At 70.0% G+C, this 12,094-nt stretch carries 13 protein-coding genes; 5 read left to right on the top strand and 8 right to left on the bottom strand.

What is annotated here, in order from left to right:
* Window positions 1-3: 3 nt before the first annotated feature.
* On the bottom strand, window positions 4-279 hold the full coding sequence (locus tag QI554_RS15770; protein ID WP_343230785.1) for a hypothetical protein: 276 nt from the start codon (window positions 277-279) through the stop codon (window positions 4-6).
* A 181-nt stretch (window positions 280-460) separates the two neighbouring features.
* Entirely contained in the window at window positions 461-2,587 is a 2,127-nt protein-coding gene (locus QI554_RS15765; protein WP_281470502.1) for a hypothetical protein, read from the bottom strand.
* A gap of 6 nt (window positions 2,588-2,593) precedes the next feature.
* Here QI554_RS15765 and QI554_RS15760 point away from each other — a divergent pair, with 6 nt between their 5' ends.
* The 3 genes from QI554_RS15760 (at window position 2,594) to QI554_RS15750 (ending at window position 6,019) form a co-directional block, all read left to right on the top strand.
* Window positions 2,594-3,472 carry a hypothetical protein gene (locus tag QI554_RS15760; protein WP_281470500.1) on the top strand — a complete coding sequence of 293 codons (879 nt, stop codon included), beginning with the start codon at window positions 2,594-2,596 and terminating at the stop codon, window positions 3,470-3,472.
* Between the two features lie 419 nt (window positions 3,473-3,891).
* A complete protein-coding gene (locus tag QI554_RS15755) occupies window positions 3,892-5,475 on the top strand; it encodes an ISL3 family transposase (protein WP_281470754.1) in 1,584 nt (527 codons plus the stop codon).
* Between the two features lie 79 nt (window positions 5,476-5,554).
* Entirely contained in the window at window positions 5,555-6,019 is a 465-nt protein-coding gene (locus QI554_RS15750; protein ID WP_281470499.1) for a hypothetical protein, read from the top strand.
* Window positions 6,020-6,552: 533 nt separating this feature from the next.
* Here QI554_RS15750 and QI554_RS15745 read toward each other — a convergent pair.
* Together QI554_RS15745 and QI554_RS15740 are read right to left on the bottom strand one after the other, a co-directional pair.
* On the bottom strand, window positions 6,553-7,140 hold the full coding sequence (locus QI554_RS15745; protein WP_281470497.1) for a S1 RNA-binding domain-containing protein: 588 nt from the start codon (window positions 7,138-7,140) through the stop codon (window positions 6,553-6,555).
* Between the two features lie 310 nt (window positions 7,141-7,450).
* Window positions 7,451-7,636, bottom strand: a complete 186-nt coding sequence (locus QI554_RS15740) for a hypothetical protein (protein WP_281470494.1) — start codon at window positions 7,634-7,636, stop codon at window positions 7,451-7,453.
* Window positions 7,637-7,686: 50 nt separating this feature from the next.
* On the opposite strand from QI554_RS15740, the gene QI554_RS15735 reads away from it, so the two are divergent.
* Window positions 7,687-8,088: a hypothetical protein gene (locus QI554_RS15735; protein WP_281470492.1), complete on the top strand. Its 402-nt coding sequence runs from the start codon at window positions 7,687-7,689 to the stop codon at window positions 8,086-8,088.
* 23 nt (window positions 8,089-8,111) lie between these two features.
* Here the strand turns inward: QI554_RS15735 and QI554_RS15730 are convergent, their stop codons facing one another.
* From QI554_RS15730 to QI554_RS15715, 4 genes are all read right to left on the bottom strand, one after another.
* Window positions 8,112-8,870, bottom strand: coding sequence for a hypothetical protein (locus tag QI554_RS15730; RefSeq protein WP_281470490.1), 759 nt, complete (start codon window positions 8,868-8,870; stop codon window positions 8,112-8,114).
* Between the two features lie 255 nt (window positions 8,871-9,125).
* Entirely contained in the window at window positions 9,126-9,929 is an 804-nt protein-coding gene (locus tag QI554_RS15725; RefSeq protein WP_281470488.1) for a leucine-rich repeat domain-containing protein, read from the bottom strand.
* Window positions 9,922-10,377 (bottom strand): recombinase family protein, encoded by a 456-nt coding sequence (locus QI554_RS43570; protein ID WP_425527984.1) that lies wholly within the window; start codon window positions 10,375-10,377, stop codon window positions 9,922-9,924. The genes QI554_RS15725 and QI554_RS43570 overlap by 8 nt, the downstream gene beginning before the upstream one ends.
* 100 nt (window positions 10,378-10,477) lie before the next feature.
* The gene (locus QI554_RS15715) at window positions 10,478-11,560 is read right to left on the bottom strand and encodes a hypothetical protein (protein ID WP_281470484.1); all 1,083 of its coding nucleotides are present in this window, start codon (window positions 11,558-11,560) and stop codon (window positions 10,478-10,480) included.
* A 98-nt stretch (window positions 11,561-11,658) separates the two neighbouring features.
* On the opposite strand from QI554_RS15715, the gene QI554_RS15710 reads away from it, so the two are divergent.
* Window positions 11,659-12,084, top strand: coding sequence for a hypothetical protein (locus QI554_RS15710; RefSeq protein WP_281470482.1), 426 nt, complete (start codon window positions 11,659-11,661; stop codon window positions 12,082-12,084).
* The last annotated feature ends 10 nt before the right edge of the window (window positions 12,085-12,094 follow it).

The raw sequence follows: 12,094 nt of genomic DNA, 5'->3' as shown, positions 1-12,094 counted from the left end.
GTCTCATTCTGCGGAGGAGAGCTGCCCTTCGAGGACGAGGTCGATGATCGCGGGCCGGTCCCACAGTCCGAGGATCTCGTTTGCGAGCGCAATGATCGGGACGGGGTCCGGTTGGCCATAGACGACGACTTGGGCGGCGGACAGCCCTTTCGGGACGGCGCAGGCGTCGAGGAGCACCCACCATTCGTCCGGCCCGAGTGTCAGGAACTCCAAGTCCGTGAGACCGGTGACCTCCAACGGATCGGCGAGCGTTCCCGGGTACGCGGACAGGGTTCGCAACCGGGACAGGCCGTGCGCGGCGGTGAGGTGGAACGGGGCACCGTCCCAGAGGCCGATGCTCAGTACCTCAAGACGACTCCGGGCCGATCCTTCCGCAGACGTAGCCGTGCGATCCGGCCAACCTGTGGGGCGGGCCTGACCGGTGCGCCGGAACGAACGGACGCCGGCCCGACGGGTCGGGCTACCGCACGGGTTCCGCTGCGGCGGAAGCCGTGGCCAGGAGCTCGGGGAGGGTGCCGGTGAATTCCGGGGCCAGTTGGGCAAGGATGGCGGTTGTCTCACCGGCGAGTGGGCTGTGGCGGGCGATCAGGTCGCGGACGTGGCCGGACAGGTTGGCGAAGGTGTCGGGCTGCCGGAAGCACAGGCCCAGCAGCGCGCCCGCCGGCCAGGCGCGGGTGGCGACGTCTTCGGCGGTGAGCAGCCCTTGCTCGATGCAGTCCCTGATCCAGTCGGTGCCCCGGGCTCCCTCCAGGGACACGAGGTCCAGTGCGGCGGAGGCGAGTTCGGGCGAGAGGACGGCGATGTGCCGTGCTGTTTGGGCGGGGTCGGCCTCGAGGATCGCGCGGGCGAGGTGGTCGGGTGCCCCGGGGAGTGCGGCGAGCGTGGCGGCGGCGTGCTGCGGTACGGGGCGCCCGGCGAGCAGGCGGGCGATGCGCGGCCAGTCGGGGTCGAGGTCCACTTCGAAGTGGCAGGTGAGCTCGGAGCCCGTGGGGGTGAGGAGGTGGGTGGCGAACAAGCTTTCGACCAGGGCCCGCGCGGCGTCCTCCGCCGCGGCGGCGTCGCCTGCCCCCAGCGGTTCGCGCAGCGTCGTGACGACGATGTTGTGCGGACGCGCCGTGTTCGCCGCCGGCTCGCCGAGGACGAAGTCGGCGGCCAGGTCGAGTCGGCCGAGGGCGATGAGGCGGCGGCAGCCCGCGACTTGGTAGGTCGCACACAGGGAGTGGGCCGACGTGCCCAGCACCCCGTAGACGAGGTGCGCGTCCGGGGCATGGATCAGGGCTTTGGGCAACGCTGCACCGCCGTACTGCCGGACCACCGGATCGTCGGCATCGGTGCCGGGCAGGGTGAACCAGCCGCTATGCGCGATCCGGCCCTTCATCGCGGCCGGGATCCCGGGCTTGTTGAGCAGCACACTGTTGACGGCGGTGTCGTCGAGCGCGGCCAACCTCGCCAGGGTTTGCGGACGGTGCCAGCGCAGCGCGGCGAACCGCGCCCGGTGCCGCGCGTCGGCGCTGGCGAGGAACGCCTCGACGAGATCGTCCGAGAGCATGCGAGGGTCACCGCAGAGGCAGATCTCGGCGAGGATCTCCTGCCGGTCGGCGTCCGAGAGCCTCGCGGTCAACGCGCGGACGACCCGGCCCTGGTGCGCGGGCTCGGCCAGTGTGAGCAGCCAGGTCCACGACGATCCGGTACGGGCGTCACCGGGGTGCGTGTCCGCTTCCGGGTCGCGCCGCTTCGGCGCGGCAGGCAGACGCGCGGGCGCAGGGTCCGCGGTCGCGCGCAGGAGTTCCGGCAGGGAGCCGGAGTAGCCGGTGCGCAGGAGCGCGAGGAGTGCGCGCCACCGCTCCGGGTCGGCGCCGAGCTCGGCGCGTACGGCTGCGCGCACCGCGTCGACCGCGGCCGGCACGGTGGGTTCGCTGTAGGCCCTCGCCCGCACGGCGGCCGCGCACAGGACGGAGACCAGTCCGGCCGCGCCCGACGCCTCGGTGGCGAGGTACTCGGGCGTCAGCCTGCCGGTCACCAGGCCGTGCAGCAGCGCGGACGTGCCGTCGTCGCAGGCAAGCATCAGGGTGACCGCGGCGGCCGGCGGGCAGTCGGGGTGGGTCAGGAGCCGCCAGGTCATCATGGACGCGATCGGCTGGGCGGCGTACCGGGCGGCGAAATCGTTCCACTCGCCGGCGGTCCACAGTCCGAAGGCGACCGAGTCCAGCAGGTCTTGGACCGCTTTCTCTTCATCCTGGCCGTCCGCCTCCTCGTCCGGCGTCCGACGGCCGCTGCGCAGCCACGTGTACACGTCCGCCGGCTCGCGGGGCGCGCTGTTGGGCCCCGTGCTGTCGACGACGGCAGCGGCATGGGCGGCGAGGTCGCGGTCCTGGCCGTGGAGGGCCGGGGCGAGCAGGGGCACCGCGCTGGTCGCGTACAGGAGTTCGCGCAGTTCGGCGGGGACGGGCGGGGTGCCGGGGCCGCCCGCCAGGATGCGGCGGCGCAGCGCGGTCGAGGCGTCGGGGTGGGCGTAGCCGGCGACAACGGCCGCGGGCTCGGTGGATCGGGCGAGCGCGTCCAGGACATCGACGGGTATGTGCTTCACGGTCGGGTGCTTGAGCTGCGGATCGAGGAGGGCGCGGCGGTCGTCGCCGGATCCGTGTTCCGTCGCCCAGACCAATACGGCGCGGCGGGTCCGCAGGTCGCGCGCCAGCGGACCACCGAGGAGGACGCCGCGATCGTCGAGGCTCATCCGCGCGAGAAAGGGCCCGACATCGATGACAGGCAAGTGCGGCAACAGACCGCCGGCTCCGGACGCAAGGGGGACGAACACGGGCGGCTCCGGAGTGCAGTGCTGGGCGCGGTGGGGCGGACGCAGGCACGCGGCCGCCAACTGTGGATCATCCTGCCTGCCACCGACCCGGCCGGTCACCGCCTTTTCGGAGGCGTGGCGGATACGCGCCGGGGTGAGCGGTCGGGAATCGCGCTCGCGTGGAACACTGGCTGTTTGGGGCAGGCGAGTGTCTGCCCTGTGCGAAGCGGGGGCGCCGTGGGCAGCAAGGTTGGGCCGTATTACCGACCGGAGATGCCCCGCTGGGTACCGCCGCCGCCCGATCCCGACGCGCCGAAGCCGTCGGCCTGGCGTCTCGTCGGGGTCGTCGCGGTCTTCGCCGTTGCGGTCGGAGTCCTCGTCGCCACAAGCCTCGACAGCCCCTCGCCGATAGACGATGTGCACGTCACCTCGTGCACGCTCTCCGACCAGGACCCGCGGACCGTACACGTGACGGGCACCGTCGCCAATCCTGGCAGGATCGCTTCCTACCGCGTCACCGTCGAGCTGACCGCCGCCGACGGCACGCACCTGGACACGGTGCGTCCCTTCGTCACGGTCCACTACAAGGAGACGAAGGCCTGGTCTGCGGATCTCCTGGCCGTCAATCCCGTCCGACCGGGATTCGCTTGCCGCGTGACCCGCACCCGGACGACATAGCCCGGTCCGGGGCGGCCCCGGCTCCATAGCGCCGTCGACCGTCGGGTGTCGGGCGAGCGGTGTCCATTTCACTTCCGAGCCTGCTGGTGACCTCCGTCTAGGACCCGAACCCCGACGCCTCGGACTCCGAGCAGACCCCGGAAACGACGAAGCTCCAACCACCGACGCGGATCCAAGACCACAGCGAGTCACCTCCGCCAACTGCCTCATACAGCAGCGTGACGAGCACTGGAACTCACTGCATCGACAACTGGCCGCGTTCATCCGTACGTGGCTGGGGACATACGTGGCTCTGGCAAGATTTTCGTAGCCGGAGATCATCTGTTGGCGGGCTTCCCTGTGCCGTGGGCGTGGCCCGTTGAGTCAGGCTGGGTTCGTGTGCTGATGAATTCGAGGAACTGCTACCGCACTTGGCGACCGTGGTCGTGGCATCGGTCGATGCTGTCGGTCCGGTGGTGGCCGTCCGGGCCGAGACCCGGGACGGCGTCTGCGTTGCGTGCCCGGGCTGCGGTGTGGCGAGCGGCTGGGTGCACAGCCGGTACGTGCGCAGCCTCGCGGATGTCGCGCTCGGTGGCCGGCCGGTGCGGATCGACCTGTCGGTGCGGCGCCTGTACTGCGAGACCACGGATTGTTCGAGGGTCACGTTCGCCGAGCAGGTGCCCGGGCTGACCGTGCGCTACCAGCGCCGGACGCCGTTGCTGCAGCATTTGGTGGAGGCGGTCGGTGTGCTGCTCGCCGGCCGGGGCGGCGCGCGGATGCTGCGCGTCGTGCATGCGGGCCTGTCGCGCACCAGTGTGCTGTTCCACCTGATGCGGGTGCCGTTCCCGCCCGTCACGGCGCCCCGTGTGCTGGGGGTGGACGACTTCGCGTTGTACGGCGACGTGTACGGCACGCTGCTGGTCGACGCGGACACCCGGCTGCCGGTGACGCTGTGGGAAGGCCGCGACGCCGAGACACTGGCCGCCTGGCTGCGGGAGCATCCCGGCGTGGAAGTCGTCTGCCGGGACGGCTCGCCGACCTATCGTCTGGGCGTCACCGTCGGTGCCCCGGACGCGGTGCAGGTCAGCGACCGCTTCCACCTCTGGCAGGGCCTGTCGAAACGGGTCCAGCAGGTCGCCGCCGCGCACCGCAGCTGCCTGGACGAGGCCGTCGTCGACACCGAACCCGCAGCTCCGCCGCGTTCCGTGCCCGGTCCCCTGGAGTCGGCGGACACGCCGGCCCGCAGGCACGCGAAGCGGCTGTTCGACGCAGTGCACGCGCTCACGGACACCGGCCGCAGCTACAACTCCGCCGCCCGGGAACTGGGGTTGAACTGGCGCACCGTGCGCAAGTACGCAGCAGCCGCCACCTGGCAGGACGTCGTACGCCGACGCCGGCCGCGCACCCCGACCGCCCTCGACCCTTACCTCGGCTACCTGCGGCAACGCTGGGAGGAAGGCGAACACAGCGCGAAGGTCCTGCACGAGGAGCTCACCGCCAAGGGCTACACCGGGCATTATCAGCGCGTGAAGATGGCCGTCGCCCCGATGCGCGACGGGCTGCCCCTGGCCGAGCCTCACGAGCTCCCGCCGTCGCCGCGCGAGGTCGCCCGCTGGATCGCCACCAGCCCGGAACGACGCGGCCTGGAGACCGAGGATCGGCTGCACCGCCTGCTTGCCCACTGCCCCGAACTCGACCGGGCGCACACGCTGGTCCGCCGGTTCGCGGCCATGCTCCAAGCCGGCGACGCGGCTGCGCTGTCGGGCTGGCTCAGCGAACTCACCGCCTGCCGACTCCCGGCCTTCGCCAGCCTGGCGAAGGCGCTCCGCGAAGACCACGACGCGGTCGTCCAGGGGATCACCAGCCCCTACAGTTCCGGGGTCAACGAAGGCCGCATCACCGACGTCAAACTCCAGAAGCGGATCATGGCAGGCCGCGCGGGCATCGCTCTGCTGCGTCAGCGTGTCGTGCTCATCGCCCACCTGCGCCGCCGGTACCCAGACCGCGTATCCACCGCGACGTGAACCTCACCCTCCTCACCCATGGCGCGCGAACCGGCCGCAGAGGGTGGTGGCGCACGGGCCACGAGGAGATAGTCGAGACATGAATCAAGCGACCGAGTGCGCGCTGAGCGCCGCGGATGCCGAGGCCGTGCAGGCCGCCGTGGATGCCGTTGTCGGCACCTCGGCCGACGGGCAGCCGACCACCCTCAACGTGCTCATCGAACGGTGGAGACTGACTGTGAAGGGGATGGACGAGCCGTACTCCTGGTGCGCGCCGGAGTTCCACCATGACATCCGGTACCGGACCATCCTGGCAGAGGTGTGGCCACGGCTCCCCGCCCGCGTCCAGGCGCTCAGACAACCCGAACTCGACCGAAGTGACGAGATCTTCCGTCAGGTCACGGTTCCGTGGCCCGGGCGGCCCGAGGACGAGGACGGGTGGTGGACCCGGCGGATTCCCCGGGTTCTGGAAGTCGAGGAGTCAGAACTACGCGAAGGGGACTGGCCACTCGGGTGGGAGATGATGCCGTTTCCCAAGCCGGATTCCGTAACAGTCACTTGCTGACCTCGACACATGGCACCTCGGTCCACCACCGCACCGAACCCCCACCGACAGGCAACCCCACTCACACAACTCGCCCCAAGAGCAGACGCCGGGTTTGATCTCCGGCTACGAAAATCTTGCCAGAGCCACATACGTGTGTACGCCGACAGTGGCAAAGCCGAGCGACCGAACTCGACGCCTACAAGCCCTACCTGGACCAGCGGTGGCAGGACGGCTGCACCAATGCCTGGCGGCTCTGGGAGGAGATCAAAGGGCAGGGCCACCCGACGGCTACGGCAACGTCCGCAACTACGTCCGCCGGACCTTGCGCGGCAAGCCCCAGCCCGTCGGGCCGCGGGCGCCGTCAGCCCGCGCCGTGACCTGCTGGCTGCTCACTCACCCCGACGCGCTGGCCGAGAGCGACAGGATCCGACTCAAGGCGGTGCGCCGTGGAATTCCGGCGTCGTCGAAGGCCACGTCGACCGGATCAAAATGCTCAAGCGCCAGATGTTCGGCCGTGCCGGTTTCGAGCTCCTCCGCAAACGCGTATTGCTCTACTCGTGAAGACCAAGCGTGGCTCGGAGCGCGGCCTGGGCTTGGCGCAGGGACAGGAGCAAGCGGCGTCGTTCGAAGTCGATATGGGCGAACGCGACACGGACCTCCTCGCCCTCGCTGAGGAGTTCTTCCGGCGCGGTCACCGCATGATCCGCCGGCTCGGCGCACGGAATCAGGCCCTCGATGCCGTCGCTGACCCGGACGAACGCCCCGATCCGGACGAGCTTGGTCACTGTCCCGGCCACGATCTCCCCGACGTGGACCGTCGCGGCGTACCGCCGCCAGGGGTCGGGGACGGTCGCCTTCAGCGACAGCTTGACCTGGCCGCGGCCAAAGTCAACGTCGAGCACCTCTGCCCGTATCCGCAGGCCGACTTCAACGATTTCGCTCGGGTGGTCGAAGGAGCGCCAGGACAGTCCGGCGCAGTCGATGAACCCCGAGTGGCTACCGCTGGCGTCCCCGTCCAGGGTGACGAACACACCGAAATTGTGGATCGAGACCACCACGCCTGTGCGGATCTCACCGCGACGCACCGTGGACAAGAAGACGGCCAGTCGAGCTTCGCGCGTGGACTCGTGGACCGCCATTTCAGCGGCTCGGGCGGCTCGAAGTTGCCCCAAGGGCCGGTCGTGGGCGGACAGATGGCGTTGTCATGCCGCGAGCCTAACCGCAGACTCCGGAGGAGCACCTTCGAGGTTGGGAGTCATCGCCGTCACGTTGCGTACGCGACCACAACAAATGGACCGGAGCCCGGGAACGGGAGTCGTTTGTCGACGACTTCGGGAGTCGCTGGCCGCGACGCGGCCACGTGAATGTCGACGTGTTCGGGAGGCACGGCGGACCGCCGGCTGCGGGCTTCGCCACCCCGCCGGTGCCGGCCACCGCCTCGGCGCTGCGTCAGGTCGCGCTGGGCATGGCCGTCGCGCACGACCAGGCCGCCGCCTTCGTCGACCGCGCCCACGGCGCCTGCGTCGAACTCGCCGCGAGGCGCGACGTCGCCGAACTGGTGACCGACGCGGTGCGTGAGGCGCGGACCGTCGGCGCGGCGTGGCAGCGCGTCGCGGGCGCGTGGCGAGGCCTCACGAGCGCACCGGACCCTGGACCAGGTTTGCGCGCTCACCCGTACCGGGGCAGTGCTGGCAGCCGGACACCTGCACCGGACGCAGCAGCAGGCAGAGCGCGGCATGATCCTCGCGATCGCCCCCGCACACCGGCCGCCGGGTCTCCCGCCCCAGCGGCCCTATCCGATCACGGACTCCCAGATGGAGGCACTGCGCGCCGCGTACACGGCGGTGTGGGACGCCGTCCCACGGAGCGGAGACCGCACCCGCGCGCTGGAACGTCTGGCCGCCGAACTCCCGGTCGGGCAGACGCCGCCGCCCGCCCCACGGCTTCCCGAAGCCTCGGTACACGCGCCTGGCGAGCGGCCGGCCGACGACGTCCGGCGCATGATCCTGGCCCGCAACGTGTCGACGAACCGGCGGGTACGGCAGGCGACCCAGGCCGGGCTCCGGCGCCAGGACCGCGGCCGCTGAACCGGCGGGCGGGAACGCCGCGGCTACAGCGCCGGGGCGTACCTCCAACCGCTGGATACCGCGCTGCCCGCCGGGGTGTTTGCCAGCAGCTCCTCCCAGCCTGCGTCCGTCATCGCGATGGACCACCGGAACTGGCCGGAGAGGGACAGGTGGGCGGAGAGTCCGGAAACGGTGAGCACGGCGTACTGGAGTACGACGCTCAGGGCATTCGTGGCGTGGTGGGAGTGGATCGCGAACCGGCCCGTCGGGGTCAGGGTGACGATGCCGGGGAAAGCCTTGGGCTTCCGGGCCTTGTCCTGATGGGCGAAACCGTGCCGGACCTTGACCATCGCTTTCAGGAAGGCGGCAGCGTCCGGCCCCGTGCACTCGTGCGCACCCGGGAACCGCCATGTGCTGCCGCCCGGAGTCACCTCGGAATCGGAGATGGTGACCGACCAGTGCCACGCGGGGCGCGGGTCGTAGCGGAAGAACGTCCAGAGCATCTTGCGGAGGTTGTGCGGGCTTGGCGTCTGCACCATCCCGTGCTTGCCATCGATGTGGTACCAGTCGTTGCCGCGTTGGGCCTGGGGATCCAGGGCTTGCGCGGTCAGCGCGAGATCCTCGTTGAAGGCTTCCAGCGCACCAACCGCAGCGACGATGACCGCGCGGTTGAGTGAGTAGTGCACACGCCCAGGCTGGCCTCCGCCCGGCTTGCCCTCTGCTTGGCGGGCCTCCGGCGTCGCTCGGAGGCGCTCCATGGTCACGTCATGGATCTGCTGAGCATCGAGCAGGTACTCGGTCATGCGGTCCAGGGGGCCCTGCAGCGGGTGCAGTCGCAACGCCATCGGCGTGCCGCCTTCCGGGGCGCTCGTCGCCCCACCTCAACGGTCAGTCAGCCTCTTGATCCAAGCTGTTGAGGGAACTTCGCGCACCCCAATTATCGCCGCCGACGCGTGAACTGGCCCTGCTCTCCCGAAGCTCCGGTCAAGTGACAAGTACCTCTGCGTAGCGAAGAAGGGGAATGGAAGTCTCCCGACCGAGCCGCCACGGAGTGCGATTCAGAGCAAGTGGTCGGCAGCGGGTTGGACGACTGTGGAGCCACCGCGATGAGGTGTCCGGACGTAGTCCTCTGGCGGTTGTGCCAGCGCTTGGATGCACTCGCTGGAGCAGGCGTTGACCAGCAGGGGAAGCACATCGGTGGCGACGCGCAGCGAGATCCATGCCTGGTGGAGGCCCGCCTCATGGAGCGGCCGGCTGCACACGCTGCAGCGGCGGATCGTCGTCGTGCCCCACGTTCCAGGGTCGACTTCGGCCATGTCGAGCTCCCCGGTTCCGTCTGCAGTCGGCGAGGGCAGTGCGGGGAACGGCGGGCGGTATTTGTAGTTGCCGTACAGGGCGCGGGTGCTGACGGTGCTTCGATGGAGGTTCGGGCAGCGGGTTATCTCGTACGGGAGCCAGTGGAGGCGGTACGAGGTGTACGGGGTGAACTCCTCCAGGCTCCGCATCGCTCCGATCTCTGGCGGGATGCGGACCAGGTTGCTGCCGTACAGCACCAGGTTCCGTACGGCGGTCAGCTTGGCGATCGACGGCGGAAGCGTGACGACCTGCCTGCGTTCCTCGGCGCTGAGCTCGATCAGCGGCTTGAACTCCTCCCGTTGGTCGTCAGCTGCCTCCTCGATCAGTTCGAGCAGGTGCTGCCAACCAGCCGCACCGGTGTCTTGGCGGTCATTGTGGAACTTGACGCTTCGCGGGGGCCGGTCCAAGCGCTGCCCGAGGCATCGGCACAGGTCGCGGTCGGATCCGGCGCTGCCGCGCCCGACGGCTCCGGCCCAGCGGTTCGAGAACAGCCTTGACTCAGTCATAGACGACCCTCATGTGAACTGTTGCGCTGGACCCGTTCGAGGACGCGGTAGAAGATAGCGGCTGACGGAGAAGCGCCCCGCAGGTCGGCGATGGTGTGCTCGCCAAACTGGTAATGCTGAGGTGGCTCTGTTGGCGGGCGGTGAGCTTGGGCTGCTTCCCCTTGAGTTTGCCCTTGGCCCGCGCGACTGCCATGCCTTCGCGGGTACGCATGCGCGGGAGGTCGACCTTGAACTCGGCGAAGGTGGCCAGGATGTTGAAGACCATCTTGCCCATCGGGTCGGCGGGGTCGTACAGGGTGCCGCCGAGCGACAGCTTGACGCCGCGGGCGGGGCGACGGGCACATCGCCGCGGCGGACGGCTCGCAGCTCGACACGTGGGAGAACAACCTCCTGCCGGAGTCCCACATCGTCCATCGACATGGCACTCACGACTGTGCGCACGTCGCACTCGGCGCCCACCCACGGCTCCGGCCAGTCGGCCCAACGGTCCCCGTCCAGAGCCCCGGCTTCCGGCACCCCATCCAGCTCCTTGCTGCCGCGGTGTTGCCTCAGCCGTCGAACTTCAGCCATTCGATGCCTGCCTGCGCAAGCGGGTGCAGGAGGGCGCGGTGCTTCGCGGCTGCCACGACCGAGATGTACTGGTCACCGCTGACTTTCACGACAAGGCCGGGCGCGACGTAGAAGGACGCCGGGTAGCCCGACCACGACCGGGAGCGCAGGGGTACACGGCGCAGCATCCGGGCCAGGTCGTCGACCCGTGGCGTCGGGACCTGGGTGGCGAAGGCGCCGTACGGGCCCCCGCAAGCAGCTTCGGCGAGCGCGAACTGGAGCAGCCAGGTGCTGAGCGGTTCGGGCTCGCGCTCCATCGGGGTGACGTCGTCGTGGTGGACCCATACCGCCGGGTCGGGCTCGGTCGGGTCCACGAGCCAGCCCCAGCCGCCTTGGTTCTCGACGGCGATCTGCATCAGTTCGCCGGGTCGAGGCGACAGCTTCTCCCACGGTTCGATGAAGTTCTGCACACCGAGGATCCGCGGGCGGTCCGCGGCAAGCCGGTGGAAATGTGCGAGCGGCTGCGGGATGAGGGGCTTGGTTGTCCCAGGGAGGTTCAAAGCAGGAGCTGCTTGGGCCGTCGGGTGCCAGCCGGTCACAAACTCGGCCAATGCGGCTTGGGGGTCGTCGGCCACGAGGTCCATCCAGCCGTCGTCGGGCACGGGCGCGGGAGGATGGGGTGGGCGGACACGGTCGAGCACCGGCCCGGGCACCGGCGGCCGGATCTCCAGAACCGCCGAGAAGCCGCCTTCGTAACCGTTTCCCCATTGTCGCCACTGGCCTTGCCCCAGGTAGACGATGCCGTGGGGAACTCGTACGAACATCAGCACCAGTCCGACGAGCATCGGCGGCCAGCCGGCGGAGTCGTCGAGCGCGGTATCGATCAGCTCGAAGGTGCGACTGTTGCGGACTCCGCTCACGGCCAGGTCGTCGTGCGCCTCCGCGATCACCACGGCCGCAGCGGCCCCGCACACGATACGAGCATCACCGACGCGGTACTCGCTGGTACCAGCCCCCGCCAACGCGAGCACATTCGCTTCCGATTCCAGCACGGTGAAGGGAACCAACGAATTAGCGATCACCCGAACATCCTCTCGAACCGCCGCTGCCGAGTTGACGCGGGTCCGCTGTCGCACAAACGAACAGATGCGAGAGTTCTGCGACGCCGGAGGACACGACCATGACGACGGACTGGCGCACCCGGCTGGAGGACGCGCTGCGCGAGTGCACGGCGCAGAGCCAACTGCTCGGCATCCAGCAGACCGAGAGCGCCGACCGGCGCGCCGCCGCCATCGCCGCGCCGCCAGCAGTTCGCCGACCACATGCGCGTCACGGTCGGCGCGGTCGACCAGGCCATCAAACGCGCGCGGCAGCACCCCACCTTCGAACCGCCCGCCGGCGACCTCGCCGACCGGCTCTTCGCCTCGACCTGGCCGAACTCCCCACCCAGGACCCGGCCGTGTGGCAGGACCTGGCCGCGCTGCTGTCCAGGGTGTACTTCGACGCGGGCTGGATCGCCGAACCCGGCAGGCTGATCGCCGCCGAGGCCGCGGACGCCGCCGGACACGGCGAAGGATCACCCGCGTGGCCATGGCCGCGGGCATGACCCTACCGTC

It is taken from the genome of Yinghuangia seranimata (assembly GCF_029953285.1).
In the GTDB taxonomy this organism is placed as follows: Bacteria; Actinomycetota; Actinomycetes; order Streptomycetales; family Streptomycetaceae; genus Yinghuangia; species Yinghuangia seranimata.
Note: the sequence above shows the minus strand (reverse complement) of the source record. Positions and strands in the feature narration are given on the sequence as shown.